The 18,999-nt window shown below is 65.8% G+C and carries 12 protein-coding genes; 9 read left to right on the forward strand and 3 right to left on the reverse strand.

Features of this window, described 5'->3' with window-relative positions; genetic code table 11:
* Nucleotides 1–40: 40 nt before the first annotated feature.
* Both FDY95_RS08905 and FDY95_RS08910 read right to left on the reverse strand, forming a co-directional pair.
* The gene (locus tag FDY95_RS08905; RefSeq protein ID WP_138076887.1) at nucleotides 41–3,661 is read right to left on the reverse strand and encodes a PAS domain-containing protein; all 3,621 of its coding nucleotides are present in this window, start codon (nucleotides 3,659–3,661) and stop codon (nucleotides 41–43) included.
* A gap of 37 nt (nucleotides 3,662–3,698) precedes the next feature.
* On the reverse strand, nucleotides 3,699–5,060 hold the full coding sequence (locus tag FDY95_RS08910) for a sigma-54-dependent transcriptional regulator (RefSeq protein WP_138076889.1): 1,362 nt from the start codon (nucleotides 5,058–5,060) through the stop codon (nucleotides 3,699–3,701).
* A 319-nt stretch (nucleotides 5,061–5,379) separates the two neighbouring features.
* Here FDY95_RS08910 and FDY95_RS08915 point away from each other — a divergent pair, with 319 nt between their 5' ends.
* From FDY95_RS08915 to FDY95_RS08925, 3 genes are all read left to right on the forward strand, one after another.
* Entirely contained in the window at nucleotides 5,380–7,545 is a 2,166-nt protein-coding gene (locus tag FDY95_RS08915; protein WP_138076891.1) for a T9SS type A sorting domain-containing protein, read from the forward strand.
* A 546-nt stretch (nucleotides 7,546–8,091) separates the two neighbouring features.
* The gene (locus FDY95_RS08920; RefSeq protein ID WP_138076893.1) at nucleotides 8,092–8,979 is read left to right on the forward strand and encodes a DNA/RNA non-specific endonuclease; all 888 of its coding nucleotides are present in this window, start codon (nucleotides 8,092–8,094) and stop codon (nucleotides 8,977–8,979) included.
* A gap of 497 nt (nucleotides 8,980–9,476) precedes the next feature.
* Nucleotides 9,477–11,285, forward strand: a complete 1,809-nt coding sequence (locus tag FDY95_RS08925; RefSeq protein WP_138076895.1) for a lysophospholipid acyltransferase family protein — start codon at nucleotides 9,477–9,479, stop codon at nucleotides 11,283–11,285.
* A gap of 126 nt (nucleotides 11,286–11,411) precedes the next feature.
* Here FDY95_RS08925 and FDY95_RS08930 read toward each other — a convergent pair whose 3' ends face one another.
* Entirely contained in the window at nucleotides 11,412–11,990 is a 579-nt protein-coding gene (locus FDY95_RS08930; RefSeq protein WP_138076897.1) for a DUF4468 domain-containing protein, read from the reverse strand.
* A 662-nt stretch (nucleotides 11,991–12,652) separates the two neighbouring features.
* Between FDY95_RS08930 and FDY95_RS26945 the strand changes: the two genes are divergently transcribed.
* The 6 genes from FDY95_RS26945 (at nucleotide 12,653) to FDY95_RS08955 (ending at nucleotide 18,997) form a co-directional block, all read left to right on the forward strand.
* On the forward strand, nucleotides 12,653–12,781 hold the full coding sequence (locus FDY95_RS26945; protein ID WP_262710175.1) for a hypothetical protein: 129 nt from the start codon (nucleotides 12,653–12,655) through the stop codon (nucleotides 12,779–12,781).
* A gap of 379 nt (nucleotides 12,782–13,160) precedes the next feature.
* The gene (locus FDY95_RS08935) at nucleotides 13,161–14,039 is read left to right on the forward strand and encodes a dihydroorotate dehydrogenase (protein WP_138076899.1); all 879 of its coding nucleotides are present in this window, start codon (nucleotides 13,161–13,163) and stop codon (nucleotides 14,037–14,039) included.
* A complete protein-coding gene (gene pyrF, locus FDY95_RS08940) occupies nucleotides 14,027–14,797 on the forward strand; it encodes an orotidine-5'-phosphate decarboxylase (RefSeq protein WP_138076901.1) in 771 nt (256 codons plus the stop codon). The genes FDY95_RS08935 and pyrF overlap by 13 nt, the downstream gene beginning before the upstream one ends.
* Nucleotides 14,760–15,377 carry an orotate phosphoribosyltransferase gene (gene pyrE / locus FDY95_RS08945; RefSeq protein WP_138076903.1) on the forward strand — a complete coding sequence of 206 codons (618 nt, stop codon included), beginning with the start codon at nucleotides 14,760–14,762 and terminating at the stop codon, nucleotides 15,375–15,377. The genes pyrF and pyrE overlap by 38 nt, the downstream gene beginning before the upstream one ends.
* 42 nt (nucleotides 15,378–15,419) lie before the next feature.
* A complete protein-coding gene (locus FDY95_RS08950; protein WP_138076906.1) occupies nucleotides 15,420–15,959 on the forward strand; it encodes a hypothetical protein in 540 nt (179 codons plus the stop codon).
* The gene (locus tag FDY95_RS08955) at nucleotides 15,956–18,997 is read left to right on the forward strand and encodes a phosphoribosylformylglycinamidine synthase subunit PurL (RefSeq protein ID WP_138076908.1); all 3,042 of its coding nucleotides are present in this window, start codon (nucleotides 15,956–15,958) and stop codon (nucleotides 18,995–18,997) included. Before FDY95_RS08950 ends, FDY95_RS08955 begins: the two co-directional genes overlap by 4 nt.
* The last annotated feature ends 2 nt before the right edge of the window (nucleotides 18,998–18,999 follow it).

Here is an 18,999-nt window from a genome sequence, read left to right on the forward strand (position 1 = left end):
CATACGCGAAATCGGTTGGCGGGTGGCGCCGGAGGCGGGGTTAGTCGGCCAGGTACTCCTGGCTGAGCTGCGTCATTATCCGTTCCAGGGCCGCGCATAACTGCTCCGTCAGCTCGGCCAGCCGCTCCGGGGCCGGGCCGCCGGGCTGGGCGGCGGCTTCCAGCTCGCGCAGCGCGGGCAGCAGGTCGTCCAGGCCCAGGCCGCCCACCGAGCTTTTCAGGAAATGCGCCTTATCGGCCAGGGCCGGCCAGCGGCGCTCGGCCAGGAGTTGGCGCATTTGCTCGAGCACGGGCGGCGTGGTGCGCACAAACAGCCCGATCATGTGGCGCAGAAAGCCCGGGTCGGCGGCGGCGAGGCGGCGCAGCGGGGCCAGGTCGAGCGGGAGTGGGGCGGCCGGCTCGGCCAGCACCACCGAGGCTGGCACGGCCGGTGCTGGCGCGGCGGCCGGGGCCAGCAGGTGCTGCAGCGTGGTGAGCAGCTTGTTTTCCTGGAAGGGCTTGGAAATATAGCCCACGAAGCCCGCCTGTCGGCAGCGGGCCGCCTCGCCGGGCAGGGCGTGGGCGGTGAGGGCCACGACGGGCGTGTGGGCGCGCTGCGGATCGGGGTGGGCCTGCATCTGGCGGGCGGCCGTCACGCCGTCCATGCCCGGCATCTGAATGTCCATCAGCACCACGTCGTAGCGCTGCTGCTCGAACAGCTCCAGCGCCTGCAGGCCGTTGACGGCGGTATCGACGGTGGCGCCCCAGCCGCGCAGCAGGGTGGCGGCCAGTAGCTGGTTGACGGGGTTGTCCTCGGCCAGCAGCACCCGGGTGCCGGGCGGCAGGCCGGTGGCCGCAGCAGCGTAAGGAGCGCCGGGCTCCTGCACTTCAGCCGTGGCTTCCTGGGCCGGCGGCAGGGGCAGCTCTACGTGGAAGGTGCTGCCCTGGCCCGGGGCGCTTTCGGCCCAGAGGTGGCCGCCCAGCAGCTCGGCCAGCCCGCGGCTGATGCTCAGGCCCAGTCCCGAGCCGCCAAACTCGCGCGCGGTGCTGGCCGAAGCCTGCGTGAAGGGCTCAAACATGCTGGCCAGCTGGTGCGGAGCAATGCCGATGCCCGTATCCTGCACCGCGAGGTGGAAAGTCACGGCCGCCTGCCCCTCGGCCACCCAGTGCCCGCTGAGCGTGACCTGGCCCTGGGCGGTAAACTTGATGGCGTTGCCGAGCAAATTCAGCAGAATCTGGCGCAGGCGGTGCGGGTCGCCGAGCACCAGCACCGGCTCGGGGGCCTCGGGCAGCTCCAGCAACAGCCGGATGTGCTTTTCGGTGGCGCGCAGCCGCAGGCTGTCGAGCGTATCGCGCAGCAGGGCGTAGAGGTCGAAGGAAATGTACTCCAGGCGCAGCTTGCCCGCCCCCAGCTGCGCCGCCGACAGCACGTCGTTGATGACCACCAGCAGGTGGTCGGCCGACTGCCGGATCAGGGTCAGGTAGTGGGCCTGGGTGTCGTCGAGGGTGCTTTTGGCCAGCAGGCCGGCCATGCCCAGAATGCCGTTGAGCGGGGTGCGCACCTCGTGGCTCATGTTGGCCAGGAATTCCTGCTTCACGCGGGCGTTTTCCTCGGCCGCTTCCTTGGCCGTGCGCAGGGCCTGCTGCACCCGCTTCAGCTCGGTGATGTTGCTGTCGACGCCGAGCACCAGCACTTTGCCGTCGCCCTGCACGAAGGGGCGCTTGATGCTGTGGAAGCAGAGCACGTCGCCGTCGGCGCGCACGAAGGTTTCCTCCACGGCCAGCTGCGCGCCGGTCTGGATTACCTCCCGGTCCTGGGCGCGGTAGCGGACCACGGTGGCCGGGTCCTGGTGCAGGGCTTCGATGGTGCGGCCGATGAGGTCTTCCACCGTCAGACCGAACAGGTCAGCCGTGGCCTGGTTGGCCAGCACGTAGCGGCCCCGGCTGTCCTTGAGGTACACCAGGTGCGGCACCGAGTCGATAACCTGCCGCACCAGGCGGCTTTGCTCGGCCGTGCGGGCCCGGGCGCGCTGCCGCTCGGCTTCGTCTTGCTTCTGCTGGGTCACGTCCTCGCCCGAGCCGATGATTTCCAGGGGGCGGCCGTCGGCGTCGCGGGCAAACACGCTCTCGCGCACCCGCAGCCAGTACACCGAGCCGTCGCGGTGGCGCAGGCGGTATTCGGTGGTGAGCAGCACGCCGTCGGGGGCCTGCCGCAGGGCCTGGTGGTGGGCCTGCACCACCGGCAGGTCTTCGGGCACGATCAGGTGGCCGAACATGCCGGAACCCATGGCCTGTAGGTCGCTTTCGGAGTAATCCAGCAGGCTGAACACCTGTTGGTTGCAGTAGATGTTGCGGCCCTCCGGCAGGTTGTAAAGGTAGATGATGTTGGGCACCGTGTCGGCCACACGCGCCAGGAAGTGGCGGCTGCGGGCCAGCTCCTCGGTGGCGCGGTGGCGCTCGGTCACGTCTTCGGCCGAGCCCACCACCTGCCGCACCCGGCCCATGTCGCCGCGGTCGAATACCGTAATCTTGATCATCAGCCAGCGCCAGCTGCCGTCGCGGTGCTGCAGCCGGATTTCGGCTTCGAGCAGGCCCCCGTCGGCCAGCGTGGAGTACTGGCTGAAGGTGTTGATGAGCGCGCGTATGTCGTCGGGGTGCACGAGCGTGCGCATGGCGCCGGGCGCGAAACGCTGCAGCTCGGTGGGTGCGTAGCCAAGCACCATTTCCGCCTGGTCGTTGCAGTAGAGCAGGCGGCGCTGCAGCACATCGTACAGGAACACCAGCGTGGGGAGCGTGTCGTTGATGCGGGCCAGCAGGTGCTGGCTGCGGCGCAATTCAGCCTCGGCCCGGCGCCGCACGCTGATGTCGGTCAGGTACACGTTGGCCCCGCCTTGGGCCGGCAGCGGCACCACCGTCCAGATGTAGAAATGCCCGTCGAGCGGGTACTCCGTGGTACGGGGGCGCTGCTCGGCCACGGCTTCGGCAATGTGGCGGCGCAGAAAAGCGGCGGTTTCGAAGTTGGCCGGGTCGGCCAGGGCCGTGCGCACTGGGCCGGCTGCCGCGTTGGCGTAGCGCAGCTCGCCCTGCAGGTCAGCCGTCAGAATGGGGTTCGGGCTCTGCTCCGACAGCTCCGACAGCTGCTGAATGCGCCGCTGGGCGTGGTGCTGCCGGGTCACGTCCTCGTAGTTCCACAGGTGCAGCGCCACCGCCGGGCCGTGGTGGAGCGGCAGGTAGTGGCCCTGCACCACGCGCCCGTCGCGCAGGTCGAAGGTGGGCTGCCCGGCCTGGGCCGGGTCGGCAATGGCGCGGTCGACCCAGGCCGCGAAGGCTGCCGCATCGACGGGCGGATTGGTGGCGCGGGCCAGCACCGCGGCGGTGTGCTGCCCCGGCAGGGCGGCGGGGGCGTCGGGCAGGCCCAGCAGGTCGCACAGCAGCTGGTTGGCCAGGGCTACCTGCCGGGTGGGCGTTTCGGCCAGCACGGCGGTGGGCAGCGTCTGCAGCAGCAGGCTGAGCTGGGCCGCCGTGGCGGTGCGCTGCTGCTCGGCCTGCTGCTGCAGGGCTGCCAGCTGGGCCTGGGCTTCGGCCAGCTGCTGCTCGGCCTGCTGGCGGGCGTAGCGGTCCTGGGCCCAGCGGCGGACGCGGACCAGCTGTTGGCGGTGAAGGCGGGCAGACTCAGGACGCATAGGCAGGGCGCGGATAAGGGCGCGGCGCCGCCGTGGTTCAGCGCACCCGCACCTCGTGATTCTGAATCATACGGTAAATGGTGGACTTGCCGATCTTCAGCACGTGGGCCACGTGCAAAATATTGCCGTTGTGCGCGTCGAGGTGGCGCTGCACAATGCCCGCCACCTGCTCACGCAACGACTCCTGGCCGTTGGCTTCGGCCTCGGGATGCAGGGTGTTGCGCAAGGAAAGGTCCTTGGGCGTAATCGTGTCGCCCTCGGCCAGCACGGCGGCCAGCTCCACCACGGCCTTCAGCTCGCGCACGTTGCCGGGGAAGGTGTACTGCAGCAATTTCTGGCGGGCCGCCTCCGAGAAGTGCAGCAGCGGCATGGAGTTTTGCAGGCAGAACTCGCGCAGAAAGGTTTCGGCCAGCAGCAGCAGGTCGCCGCCCCGCTCGCGCAGCGGCGGCAGCACGATGGGCAGGCCCAGCAGGCGGTAGTACAGGTCCTGGCGGAAGCGGCCTTCCTTCACCTCCTCGCCCAGGTCGCGGTGGGTGGCCACCATCAGGCGCGCGTCGAAGGGCACGGGCTTGGCGCCGCCCACGCGCATCAGCTCCCGCTCCTGCAGCACGCGCAGCAGCTTGGCTTGCAAGTTCAGGTCCAGCTCGGCAATTTCGTCGAGAAACAGGGTGCCGCCGTGGGCCTGCTCGAAGTAGCCCACGCGCCGGCTCACGGCCCCGGTGAAGGCGCCCTTTTCGTGCCCAAACAGCTCCGACTCGATCAGGTCGCGCGGCACGGCGGCCACGTTGACGGCCACGAACGGCTGGTCGCGTCGCGGCGACTGGTAATGAATGGCCTTGGCGGCCAGCTCCTTGCCGGTGCCCGTTTCGCCGCTCAACGACACGGTGATGCTGGTGCGGGCGGCCTTCTCGATCAGGGCCAGCAGCTCCTTGATCTTGGGGCTGGTGCCCACGATGGAGCGGGCCGGGTCGAATTTCTGCCCTACCTGCTGGCGCAGCTGGGCGTTTTCGCGGCGCAAGGCCAGCTGCTCGCCTACTTTCTGGGCGCTGAACCACAGCCGCTCGGCCGTGTCGGCTTCCTTCACGAAGTAGTCGTAGGCGCCCTTCTTGAGCATCTCGATGGCCGTGCTCACGTCTTCCTGGGCCGAAATGACGATGATCGGCACCTCCGGCAGCCGCTCACGCAGCTGGACCATGATCTGCTCGCCGGAGGCATCGGGCAGCGAGTAGTCAAGCGTAATCAGGTCCGGCGTCTCACTGGCTAGGTGCTTGAGGCATTCCTGCCCCGAAGCAAACTGCCGAACCGTGTAATCCGGGTTCTGCGTCAGTTTATAAGCCAGCAATTCGCTGTACCAGGCGTTGTCTTCAATAATGAAAACGGTGAGGGAGGGCGAAGGCATGTGTGGGGGGAGTCGCCCCGCCGCTTAGCCAAGAGCCAAGCCGCGGGCATGAGAATCGGTGATTCCCGGTGAGTTTGTTTTCGAACGTTGCAATAGGGACAAAAGGGCGCGTGCCGCTAGTATAGGTCATTCTGGGCAGGCTGCCAACTATTCCCAAAATGGGACTACTATTCCAGTGCCTGGAAAATATTAGTTTGCTTATATAATCGTAATATCTTGATAATCAAAGGGTAGTTGTTGGTAACATCCTGGCGGCCATAGAATTGCCAATTGCGCTACATGCCGAACAAAACCCGTCGGCTGATACACCTGCGCAATTATGAAACATCTTGTCTCACTGCTGACTAACGCGGCCAATTACCTGTTGCTGGGAGTGGCAACCGGGCTGGCCGGCCCGGCCTTTGAAGCGGCCGCGCAAACGCCTCCAGACCCGTATTATTCCAAATTTGCGACGCCCACCGCACCTGATCAATATAGCGTACAGCGCAACGGTGTGCTGTGCGTGGGCTGCGGCGTGGCCAACCCCGACCGCGCCGCCGACAACACGCTCACCAATTACGCCACGGTGCAGCAAAGCGTGGGCGCCGGCAACCGGGCCGCCGTGCGGCTGAGCCTGAACGGCGCGGCCCCGGCCCTGTACCGCGTGGGCGTGGTGGTGAGCAATGGCACTACCCTCAACGCCAGCGCGCTGGGCGCCATCGTGCTGCGGACTTACCGCAACGGAGCGCTGCAGGACACGCGGCTGGCCAGCGCCGCGGGCGTGACGGCCACCACCCTGGCCGACGGCCGCACCCAGCTGGACTTTATCAGCCAGTACGCCGTGGACCAGCTGGAAGTGGAAGCTACCATCGTGCTCAACGTGCTCAACACCCTGGACGTGTACTACGCCTACGCCGTGCCGGCCAACGTGGTGACCACCGCCACCGGCTACCTCTCGCGCTTGACGGCCGCCTCGGCCAGCGACTACGTGGCCACGGCCTCGGGCGGCCTCGCGTGCCTGAACTCCGGCGTGATTAACCCGCTCAACGCCGTCACGCCCTCGCTCACCGACAACGCCACCCTGCACGTGACGGGCGTCGGCTGCAAGACGGCGCTGCAGGTGAAGCTGGAGGGCAGTGCCCCGGCGGGCTACCAGGCTGGCTTCGTGATTGGCAGCAGCAGCCTGCTGGACCTAAATGTGCTCAGCAGCCTCAAGGTCAAGACTTACAAGGACGGCGTGCTGCAGGAAACAGGTTCGGCCGCCAACCTGCTCGACCTGAAGCTGCTGCCCGATGGCAAATACCAGGTGAGCTTCCGTGCCGGCCAGCCCTTCGACCACGTGGAGCTGGAAAAAACCGGCGTGCTGGGCCTGCTCGACGACCTGCAGGTGTACTACGGCTTTGGCATCGAGCCCCGGGCGTTTGCGGACCAGGAGCCCATTCTGTCGGACTTCGCGGCGGGCCAGACCAGCGGCAACTACCAGACCGGCGGCAACTGCCCCAGCTGCATCAGCAACCCGGAGCGGGCGGCCGACGCTTCGCTGAGCAACTACGCGCAGATCAACTTCCCGACCGTTAGCCTGGGCGGCTCGCAACGCCTGCGCCTGCGCGTGAACGGCGACGCCAACGCGGGCAACCGCGCCGGCGTGGCCATGAGCTTCAACAACGGCCTGCTGAGCACCAGCCTGCTGAGCAACGTGACGCTGCGCACCTACGCCGCCGACGGGACTTTCCTGGAAAGTGCCAGCGGCAGCAGCCTGCTGAGCACCGGCCTGTTGGGCGGCAATGCCCAGGAAATCGGCTTCATGACCACCCAGGACTTCGAGTGGGTGGAAGTGGAAATCAACAACGGCATCGGGCTGGGCAGCAACGCGCAGATTTACTACGCCTTCGCCGACGACCCGGTGCAGGGCTTCCCGAGCTCCATCACGCCGCCCACGGTGCTGCCGGTGGAGCTGCGCGCCTTCCAGGCCAAAGCGGCCGGCTCGGCCGTGGAGCTGAGCTGGGAAACGGCAATGGAGAAAAACAGCCGCTACTTTGCCGTGGAGCGCGCCACCGTGGCCGACGGCCGCTTCGCGGAAATCGGCCGGGTGCCGGCCGCCGGCAACAGCACCTCTCTGCGCCGCTACGCCACCCGCGACGCCGAAGCCGCCCGCCTCGCCGCCGGTACGCTGTACTACCGCCTGCGCCAGGTCGATACCGACGGCACGGCCAGCTACTCCGACGTGCAGGCCGTGCGCTGGCAGCCCAAGGCCGACGTGGCCCTGACGCTGTACCCCAACCCCGCCTCCGACGCCGCCAGCGTGCAGCTGAGCACCGGCCTGCCCGCCGAAGGCAGCGTGCTGTATCTCTACACCACTCGCGGCCAGCTGGTGCGCCGCCAGGCGCTGACGCCGAAATCGGCCAGCCTCGCGCTGAAAGGCCTGCCCGCCGGGCTGTACCAGGTAGTGCTGCTCAATGCCCAAGGCCAGCGCGTAGCCAACGAGCGGCTGAGCGTGGTGCATTAAGAATCCGTCTGACACGCAAAGCACGTCGGCCCGGCTTCACCAGAAGCCGGGCCGACGTGCTTTGCGTGCTTATAGGGGATTATCAGAACTAAGAATGGCAACCGGCGTGGATAACGCGTAAGGATCAGGCAGTAGAACTAATGAGTAATGGGTGTGTCCGGGAAGCTTTCGAGTAGAGGTTGTTCGCGTTGGCTGCGTGGCAATTGCCAGGGTGGATTGGGTGGTACTGATAAAGCTGCCTGCTCTGATGGGAGCAGGCAGCAAGTCCCGAACGATTGAAAACACAGCATAATCAGACCAAGGAAAACAGGTAATAACTCTTTCGCTACGGAAGGAAACCAGTAGACTTATTTCCGCAACGGAATGATGTGGTGCAAACACTAGGCCAAAAGGTTCCATTTTTAGTTAAAATAATTTCAATTGTATTCTTAGAAGAAGCTACATTGCGTCATAGTATGGTAACAGCTCCGTAACCCGGGCTTAACCTCCTGACGCGGAGCGGTTGCCAATTTTGCTCCTCTCTTTCTCCCCCAAACACCTATTTTCATGAAAGCAACGCTTACCCGCGTTGGTACCCTGCTCGTGCTGGGTGCCCTGGTCATTTCCTGCGCCAAGCAGGACCTGGTTCAGCCCAAGGCCGACGACCTGCAGGCCAACAGTCAGGAAGCCGATGCCACGCGCGACAGCAACCTCGCCATGGGCAACCCCAGCGGCGCCGTCGCCAGCACGTCGTACTCGACGAACTACCTGATGTCGAAGTCGCAGTACACCATGTCGTACCACCGCGACTACGGCAAGCCCAACTGGGTGTCGTGGCACCTGAGCTCGGCTTGGCTGGGCTCGACGGCGCGCCAGGACAACTTCGCCGCCGATGCCACCCTGCCCTCGGGCTGGTACCGCGCGGGCAGCACCAGCTACAGCGGCTCGGGCTTCGACCGCGGCCACAACTGCCCCTCGGCCGACCGCACCGGCTCGGTAGCCGATAACTCGGCCACCTTCCTGATGACCAACATGATGCCCCAGGCGCCCACCAACAACCAGCAAACCTGGGCCAACCTGGAAAACTACGCCCGCACGCTCGTCGGCCAGGGCTACGAGCTGTACATCATCTGCGGCTCCTACGGCCAGGGCGGCACTGGCACCAACGGTTACGCCACCACCATCGACGCGGGCCGCATCCGGGTGCCCGCCCGCACCTGGAAGGTTATCGTCGTGCTGCCCGAGGGCTCCTCCGACGCCAGCCGTGTAACCACCAGCACCCGCGTCATTGCGGTGGACATGCCCAACTCCAACTCCATCAGCACCAGCTGGGGCTCGTACCGCACCACGGTCGACGCCATCGAGTCGGCCACCGGCTACAACATCCTCTCCAGCGTCTCGTCGACGGTGCAGAGTACCATCGAGGCGCGCGTCGACAGCGGCCCAACGAGCTGAGTCAGCCACAGTCACAGCTAAAAAAAGGCGGCCCACAGCGTGGGTCGCCTTTTTTATGAACGTTTATGTGAGCGGTAGTGGGCGGTAAACGAACAGCTGCTCCGGCCAGTATGCGGTGCTGAAAAGTGGGCGCAATTGCTGTTGCTGCCCCGGCGGCTGGGACGGCCTGGGCTGGCGGTTTTACAAAACCGTGCCAGGCTGCCGGGGCAAACAGGTTCATTCACGCGGGAGCAAGATTATGAATGTGTTACGCTTGTGGCCGGGCCGTGGCTGCGGCCCTGGGGTTGCTTAATTTTGGGGAGGTGAGTGAGTGAGAAACCACCCGTGCTAACGTCGTCAGAAGGCTACTCCGTGGGGTAGCCTTTTGTATTCGGGCCCAGTCTGAAAAGTCAGGTGGCCGGGCGTTTTGGTTTGGGGGCGCCGCGCCGCCGCCGCTATTTGGCAGCAGATAACAATATGATAATCCGGTCATAACGCCGGGCTAACTGCTGCTGCCGATGTTTGAGCAACTCCCCACCGCCGCCGTTCCCGGGCCCCTGGCCCTGCTCGATATGCTCACTGCCGACCTTCCTCTGCCCGCCGGATTTGGGGGCCGCTCGCGCGCTGCGCTGCGGCCCGTGCTGCAGCGTTTCACCCACCTGCGCGAGCTGCAGCGCCTCTACGAGCAGGCCGCCGAGCTGACGGGCCTGGAGTTCGTGGCCGCCATTCTGCAGCGCCTGCAGATTACGGTGGAGTACGACGCGGCCGAACTGCGCCGCGTGCCCGCCGCCGGCGCCTTCCTTGCCGTGGCCAACCACCCCAGCGGCATGCTCGACGGGCTGGTGCTGCTGCACGTGCTGGGCCAGGCCCGCCCCGAGCTGCGCACCGTGGCCAACGAACTGCTGGCCCCGCTGCTGCCCCAGCTGCACCAGCAGTTCGTGCTGGTACGCCCCGACGCCGAGGATGCCCCGCGCAACGTCCCGGGCCTGCGCCGCCTGCTGCAGTTCCTCCACAACGACGTGCCGCTGTTACTCTTCCCGGCCGGCGAAGTAGCCCACCGCCACGCCCCGTTCGGGCCCGTCGAGGAATCGGCCTGGCACCCCACGGCGGGGCGGCTCATGCGGGCGGCGCGGCTGCCGGTGCTGCCGGTGTGGGTGAGCGGGCACAACAGCCGCTCGTTCGACTGGCTGGGGCTGGTGCACCCGCTGCTGCGCACGGCCCGCCTGCCCGCCGAGCTGCTCAACAAGCGCGGCCACACCGTGCAGGTGCGCATCGGGCAGGCGGTGAGCCCGCAGGAGCTGCACCAGCAGCCCGCTGACGCGCAGATGCCCTACCTGCGGGCCCGGGTGCACGCGCTGGCCCCGGCCACGCTCAGCCGCTCGGCCGCCCTGCTGGCGCCGCTGAAGCAGGCCACCAATGCGCCCGCGGACGTGGTGGCCGAAACCCACCCCGCGCTCATCGAAGCCGATTTGGCCGCACTGCGCCCGGCGCGGCGTCTGGTACAGAGCCGGCAGTGGGAAGTGTACGTGGCCAGGAAAAAGGAAATTCCGAACGTGCTGCGCGAAATCGGACGGCTGCGGGAGCTGACTTTCCGCCGCGAAGGGGAGGGCACCCTGCAGGCCATCGACCTGGATAAGCACGATGACTACTACCGCCACCTGTTCGTGTACGACCGGGCAGCGCGCAAGCTGGTGGCCGCCTACCGCATCGGGCCGGGGCGGGCCATCCTGCGCCAGCACGGGCGGCGCGGGTTTTACCTGGATTCGCTGTTTCGGCTGCGGCGGGGGCTGAAGCCGCTGCTACGCCAGTCGCTGGAGCTGGGCCGCTCCTTCGTGCGCGAGGAGTACCAACGCCAGCCCATGCCGCTGGCCCTGCTCTGGAAGGGCATTGCCGCCTACCTCAGCCAGCACCCCGAGTACCGCTACCTCATCGGGCCGGTGAGCATCAGCAACCGCTTTACGCCCGCTTCCAAGGGCGCCATGGTTGACTTCATCCGCCGTCACTGTTTCGACGCGGAGCTGGCCGCGCACGTGCGCCCGCGCAAGCAGTTCCGCTACCGCCCGCTGGATGCGGCCGAGCGCCCCGGCGTGCTGCAAACCGGTGTCGACAGCATCGACGCGCTGGGGCGCCTGGTAGCCAGCATCGAGCCGCGCGGCCTGGGCATCCCGACGCTGCTGCGCCAGTACGTGCGGCTGAACGCCCGCTTCATCGGCTTCAACGTGGACCCGGCCTTCAGCAACTCCCTCGACGGCTTCATCGTGCTCGACGCGGCCGAGCTGCCCGAGCGGGCGCACCGCCTGCTGGAGCGCCTGCCGGCGCAGGGGTGAGGTATCTGCGTTTTTCGTTGTTCGTTTTGCGGCTCGGGCTTCATCTTAAGCCGAAAAACAGATCTGTCCCAAGCAAAACGGCCCCGAGCACGCGCTCGGGGCCGTTTTTGCTTGGGGCAGATCCGCTTAGTTGCCGGCGCTTTCGGTGGCGGGCAGGCCCACGCTGCCGTCTTCGGCGGTCGGAATCTGGTTCATGTACGAGCGGAAGCTCATGGCAATTTCGCTGGCAATGGCATTGGCCTGGGCCCGCACGCGCCGGTCGTTCTTGGTCTTGTCGTTGTTCTTCTCGGCGCGCAGCAGCGAGAGGTAGGCGTCGAGGCTGACCAGCTGGCCCGGCTGCTGCGGATCGGGAATGACCTTGAGGTTATTCACGCTGTAGGTGTAGCCCTGGTCGGTGGCCTTAAAGTTGAAATCGAAGCGGGCGGTGCGCTCCAGGTTCTGGCCTTTGTTGTCGACGGGCTTCAGCTTGATGGTGCCCTGCACGCTCACGGTGCCGGCGGCCGCGTCCGATACGAAGTTGGTTTTGGGGCCGTAGGCGAAATGGTGGTCGGCCCAGTCGGCGGCGCGGGCGTGCAGGGTGGGCTGGCCGTAGTTTTCGGCGGGCACGCGTTCGGTGTATTCCAACGGGGCGTCGTCGGTTTGCGCGGCGGCCGGGAAGGCCAGCAGCGCGAAAAGCATTCCGAGCAGGGGTAAGATTCGCTTCATAGTGCAGCAGAAAGGCAATGGTGAAGGCTTGGAAATGTGCTGTGCAAAACTCGGGCGTAACTGTGGCGGCCGGGTTACGGTTCTGTTAGCAAAACATGACCGAATACGCGGGGCGCAATGGTTATTACCGCGAATTTGAATGAAAGTTAATCATCGATTTTGGATTATTTCTATCATTGCGCATTTTCAACAAACTATCCATTTCCATCGGGGATTAGTAAAAAATGCAATCCTTTGTGGCTTTGGTTTGCTGAGATATTACTAGGGAAATAGTTGTAAATTATTGGTTAGCAAAGCAATGTATCTGGGCCTGCACGCGCGGTGCCCGCTTTTTGATAATAGAAGAGCGAAGCGCAGGTAACATTTCCGTAACACACAAAATATTCTCCGTCCTGCTTGTGGTGTATCAGAACTTGGATACTTTTGCGACGTGCTTCTCCACAATCAACATCAGATGAAGCGTAGAACCGTCGCTCCGTCGGTTCTGCAACGGGGTCGAAACCCGTTTCCTGCCGTTGATTTCGTTTCGTCTTCCCGTCTTTTCTTCGTTGGCCGCCCGGTTGTTACCGGAGCGGTTTTTTTGTGTCCGCTTAGCTTGGATGCAGGGGACAACGGCTGGCTTCGCTAACATCTCACATCCTCATAAGCCCATTTCTCCAGTAATGGAACAACCCCTGGCACCCGCCACAGCTCAGAACTACAATCGGACCGTGACGCCCGAGCGCATGGCCGTGGTGAAAGTATGGGATGCCATGCTGCGCGGTGCCCGTCAGTATGTAGAGGCCCGCTAGGCATTGCGCCTTTGCAAGGCCCGGTTGTTCTGCCGGGCCTTTTGTTTTTACAACACTGGCGCCGGTTACGCAACTCCATGCCGTAGCCGGCGCCAGCCGGTCAAATTTTCTTGCTTTTCCCGGTTGGCCTGAAACGCAGCGCCGGCGGAGAAAAGAACCCAACAGCAGTGAGTATGACGGCAGTGAGTTCCGTTCTGCGAGGCCAGCCGAGGCATCTGTGCCGACTAAGTCGGGCAAATTCGGTGAGCACAAAGGTGTCCGCGGAAGCGGTGCAGGTGCTTCGGCCAGCTTCGCAGGACGCGCTACGGCCCGCTCGTTGCTCCCAGGGTTCTTTCCTTTGCGCAGGCTAACCGCCCGAACCAGATAGCCCCAACGCACTATGCAACTCGGACCTTCCCTTACGCTGCAGAACCCCGTGTGCCTGGCCGCCGCCCCCTGGCAGCTGCCCGACGGCCTCGGCTACGAGCACCTTGGTGCCATTTTTACCAAGACCGTCATCATGGAGCCGCGCCCCGGCAGCCGGGGCGAAGGCATCATCAAAGTAGCCGATGCCTCGCTGCTGAACACCACTGACCGCCGCACCGACGGCGCCGAGCAGCTGGTGCAGGAACATCTGCCGCAGCTGCGGCGCCACCACGTGCCCGTGCTGGTGAGCATCACCGCCCCCGGCATCCCCGGATTCCGCAAAATCGCCCGCTACCTGGCCCGCGAAGCCGCGGGTCAGATTGCCGGGGTGGAAGTGTACATCAGCAGCGCCAGCACCGAAAAAGGCTTCGAGCTGACCCCGCGCTTCGTGCGCGAGGCCGTGGAAGCCGTGCGCAACGAGCTGGGCCCTGACCTGGCCCTCATTGTGAAGCTGCCGCCCTGGCCCGACCACGTCCGCGCCCTCGGCCTGGCCGCCCAGCAGGGCGGCGCCACCGCCCTGGCCGCTTCCAACACCCTGAAAGCCCTGCACCTGCCCGAAGCCGGGGACCCGATTCTGGGCGGCCTTTCGGGCGAGGCGCTGCGGCCCATTGCCCTGCGCTGCGTGTACGAGCTGGCCCACGACGAGCAGATCAAGCTGCCCGTCATCGGCACCGGCGGCATCTTCACCGCCCAGCACGTGCGCGACTACCTGCGCTGCGGCGCCGCGGCCGTGCAGGTGGCCACCGGCGAATGGCTGGAGCCCGGCCTCTCCGGTCGTTTGGCCACAGAGTGGAGCGAAACCGCATCCGAACCTGAAACCGCCGATAACTCAGCCGCCACATGGAACAGCTAACCCGCCGCGCCCAGACGGCCAATTCCCTGCTCTGCGTGGGCCTTGACCCGGTTGGGGACAACGTGGAGTCTCGCCTACAACAGGTGGTCGAAGAAACGGCTGAGTATGCCGCCGGCTTCAAGCCCAACCTGGCCTTTTTCCTGGCCCGCCCCGATGGCGTGGCCCTGCTGCAGCGCCTGCGCCAGTGGATTCCCCAGGGCGTGCCGATGATTCTCGACGGCAAATTCGGCGACATTGCCAACACCGCCGAGCGGTACGCCGCCTTTGCCTACGACGTCATCGGGGCTGACGGCGTGACGGTGAATCCATACATGGGCGAAGACGCTATTCTGCCCTTCGCCCGGCCCGGCAAGGCCGTGTTCGTGCTGGCCAAAACGTCGAACAAGCCCGTGCACTCCTGGCAGGATCAGGAGCTGGTGAAGGGCGGCACCGTCAGCGACTTTTCGGCCGACGTGGTGCAGACCCTGACCCACGAGTACCCCGGCCTCGGCCTGGTGGTGGGCGCCACGAATCCGGCCGCCCTCGGCCGCCTGCGCCAGCGCTGCCCCGAGCTGTGGTTTCTGGTGCCCGGCGTGGGCGCCCAGGGCGGCGACCTGGCCGCCACCGTGCAGGCCGGCTGCCGCGCCTCCGACGGCCTCGGCGTGCTCATCAATACTTCCCGTGCCCTGTGGCAGGCCGCCGAGCCCGGCGCCGCTGCCCGAGAACTTACTTCCCAAATCAATGCCCTACGCGCCGAGCGACTTTCAGCAACACTTTGAGCAGCAGCTCCGCGGCGAAGATGCCCTGCTGAGCGGCCACTTCCGCCTTTCCTCCGGCCTGCACTCCGATACCTACGTGCAGTGCGCCCGTTTCCTGCGCCGCCCCGATCTGGCCGCGCCGGCCCTCTCGGTGCTGGCCGACCTCATCCGCGAAGCCGGTCTGCAGCCCGACGTAGTCGTCGGCCCGGCCATGGGCGGCGTGGTGGTGAGCTACGAGCTGGCCCGGCAGCTGGCCGTGCCCGGCATCTTCACCGAGCGCGACGCCGACACCAAGATGACCCTGCGCCGCGGCTTCACTTTGGAGCCCGGCCAGAAGGTTATCATCGCCGAAGACGTGGTGACGACCGGAAAATCGACGATGGAGGTGGCGGTGGTGCTGCGCGCCATGGGCGTGGAGGTGCTGGGCGTGGCCTGCCTGATCGACCGGACGGGCGGGCAGCACGGACTGGATTTCCCGCTGTTTGCGCTGCTGCCGGTGCAGGCCGCCACGTATCAGCCCGAAAATTGCCCGCTGTGCGCCAAGGGTATTCCGGCCGTCAAGCCCGGTAGCCGGCCCGATGCGGTGCCGGCCGTTGGGTAAGGTCGGCCGGAGTCGTTACCTTTGCATCTCCTTCGCTACTCTGTGCAACGAAGTCTCTCTCATACCAACCCCCCGCTGACCCGAACGACGCTGCTGGCCGACTTCGACAGCATGTGGCGCGGCAGCGCGCTCTTCAGCGTAGCCGCGGGGCATCGGCTCGACGTGTTGCGGGGTGAGGTGGAGGAGCGAATAGCCGAGCGCCAGACGCAGCGCCTTGCTGCTTCAGTACCGCCGCACAGCGAATCGTCTGCCAGTATTTCCGACTTACGAAAGCAGCTGCGAAAACCCGTAGCTGCGCCGTTCGGAAACCACCTGGAAAACAACTGCGAAGTTTTTTCTGCTGATTCTGACCGGAGCCCGGCTCCGCAACCTCGTGTAAGCCGCCTCGTGGCCCGTTCGTCGGGCGCGGGGCGGCTTACCGCGTTTTGGGAGGTAGCGCGAATCGAAGAGCGGCGCAAGCTGCGTTTCACTTCGCGTTTCCCGGAACGTCCCTCATTCGGGCGGTATTCACCCAACTGCCAATTGTTCAGGAGTCCATCGTTCAACGATACGCGAACGGAACGTTCGCGCTACATGCTTTGAGTAACACCGCCTCCCATACCATCCAACTGATTCCGCGCCCCGGCCAGCACGACGGCGAAGGCGCCCGCGTGGCCGAAGCCGCCCGGCGGCACCTGCACCTGCTCACCGGCGCGGTACAAACCAGCGCCGTGTACACCGTGCGCTACCCGCTGACGGCCGAACAGCTCGAAAGCTTCGCCGCCCGGTGCCTGCAGGACCCGCTGCTCAACGACGCCGCGCTGGACCAGTGGGCCGTGGCCCCGGCGTTCAAGAGCTACATCCTCGTGGCGAAAGGCCCCGGCGTGACCGACGACGAAGGCACCTCGGCTCAGAACGCCCTGCAGGACTTCCTCGGGCTGGACCTGGACATTCGCACCCAGCACATCTTCAGCAAGCGCCTGTACCTGCTGGAAAACGAGCTGCCGGAAGTAGACCTGCGCCACCTGGCCGAAGAGCTGCTGGGTAACAAGCTCATCAACCGCTTCGTGGTGGGCCACACCGCCCAGGGCATCCGCGACTTCACGCCCCAGCCCGGCGGCGGCGCCGACTCGACCACGCACACCATCCGCCTGGAAAACCTGACGGATGCCGAGCTGCTGCAACTCTCGAAGGAGAACGTGTACGCGCTGAACCTGGAGGAAATGCAGGCCATCCGGGACTACTACTACTCGAAGGAGACGCAGATCAGCCGCGCCGAGGCGGGCCTGACGCCCGACCCGACGGACTGCGAGCTGGAAATCCTGGCCCAGACCTGGTCGGAGCACTGCAAGCACAAGGAATTCGCGGCCGTCATCCGCTACCGCAACGCCGTCACGGGCGAGGAAAAGGAAGTCGACGGGCTGTTCAAGACCTATATCAAAGGCGCCACGTCGGAAGTGGACCGGCTGCTGCGCGCCAACGGCAACGACTGGCTGATCAAGGTGTTTTCGGACAACGCCGGCGCGGTGCGGATTAACAAGGATTCGTTGTTCGTCTGGAAGGTCGAAACTCACAACTCGCCCTCGGCCATCGACCCCTACGGCGGAGCCATTACCGGCATCCTGGGCAACAACCGCGACCCGCTGGCTACCGGCATCGGCGGCGCGCGGCTGCTCTTTAATACCAATGTGCTCTGCTTCGGCCCGCCGAACTGGGCCGGGCCGCTGCTGACGGGGCAGCTGCACCCGCGCCGGGTATTCGAAGGCGTGCGCAAGGGCATCGAGGACGGTGGCAACAAGTCGGGCGTGCCGACGGTGAACGGCGCCATCGTGTTCGATGAGCGCTACCGCGGCAAGCCGCTGGTATATTGCGGCACCGGCGCGGTGCTGCCCATGCAGCTCGACGGCAAGGACGCCTGGGAGAAAATCATCGACGCCGGCGACCGGATCATCATGGCCGGCGGCCGGGTGGGCAAGGACGGCATCCACGGCGCCACCTTCAGCAGCATCGAGCTGGACGAAGCCGCGCCGGCCACGGCCGTGCAGATTGGTTCGCCCATCACGCAGAAGCTGGCCATGGATTTCCTGCTGCTGGCCACGCGCCGGGGGCTGATCAAGTGCAGCACCGACAACGGCGCGGGCGGCCTGTCCTCGTCGGTGGGCGAGCTGGCTGGCATTAGCAATGGCGCCACGGTGGAGCTGGAACGCGTGCCGCTGAAGTACCCCGGTCTGCGCCCCTGGGAGATTTTCCTGTCGGAGTCGCAGGAGCGGTTTACGCTGGTGGTGGAGCCCGCGAAGCTGGCCGAGCTGCACGCGCTGGCCGCCGAAATGGAAGTGGAGCTGTCGGACATCGGCCACTTCACCGACAACGGCCGCCTCGACGTGACCTTCGACGGGCAGCCGGTGGCGTCGCTGGCCCTGGAATTCCTGCACGAGGGCGTGCCGCGCAAGGTGCTCGACGCCGAGTGGCAGCTGCCGACCCTGCACGAGCCCAAGCTGCCCGCTTCGCTCGACGCCACGGACCTGCTGCTGAAGCTGCTCGGGGCGCTGAACATCTGCTCCCGCGAGGCCGTGATTCGGCAGTACGACCACGAGGTGAAGGGCCGCACCGTTGTTAAGCCCCTGATGGGCCGCACCGGCCAAGCCCCGCAGGACGCGGCCGTGGTGCAGTTCAACTTCGAGTCGTGGGAAGGCGTAGCCGTCAGCAACGGCATCCTGCCCCGCTACGGCGACATTGACCCCTACCAGATGTCGGCCGGCGCCTTTGATGAGGCCGTGCGGCAGATTATTTCGGTGGGCGGCAAGCTGCCCAACCTGACGCCCGGCGACGGGATTTTCTGGTCGGTGAACGACAACTTCTGCGTGCCCGACTCGGTGTACGACCCCGTCACCAACCCCGACGGCAAGCAGAAGCTGGCGGCCCTGGTGCAGCTCTGCGAGGCCCTGCGCGACATGTGCGTGGCGTACCACATCCCGCTGACCTCGGGCAAGGACTCGATGAAAAACGACTTCAAGGCCGACGGGCAGAAGATTTCGGTGCCGCCCACGGTGCTCTACTCCATGACCGCCCTGATGCCCGACGTGCGCCGCGCCGTCACCTCCGACTTCAAGGCCCCCGGCGACGTGGTGTACCTGCTCGGCGACACCTACGACGAGCTGGGCGGCTCGGAGCTGTACCACCTCTTCGGCGAGCTGGGCCAGCACGTGCCCCACGTACGTCCCGAAGAAGCCAAGGACCTGTACCAGAAAGTAGGGGAGGCCCACGAGCAGAACCTGATCCTGTCCTGCCACGACCTCTCCGACGGCGGCCTGGCCGTAGCCGTGGCCGAAAGCCTGTTCGGCGACGACCAGCTGGGCGCCGAGCTGACCCTGGCCGGCGAGCTGCCGACCCTGACGGAGCTGTTCTCGGAAAGCCACTCGCGCTTCGTGGCCACCGTGGCCCCGGAGGACGTGGTAGCCTTTGAGGCGCTGATGAACGGCCGCGCCACCCGCCTGGGCATCGTAACTGATGGTGGCCGTTTGGTGATTCGTCACCAGGAGAAAGTGGTGGTGGACGCCGCCACGACTGAGCTGCGCGAAGCCTGGTCGAACGGCCCGGTAAACCGCGTAATGGCCGGCGAAGAACTAACCCTGCAAGCTTAGGA

The organism is Hymenobacter jeollabukensis (assembly GCF_005771675.1).
Lineage (GTDB): Bacteria > Bacteroidota > Bacteroidia > Cytophagales > Hymenobacteraceae > Solirubrum > Solirubrum jeollabukense.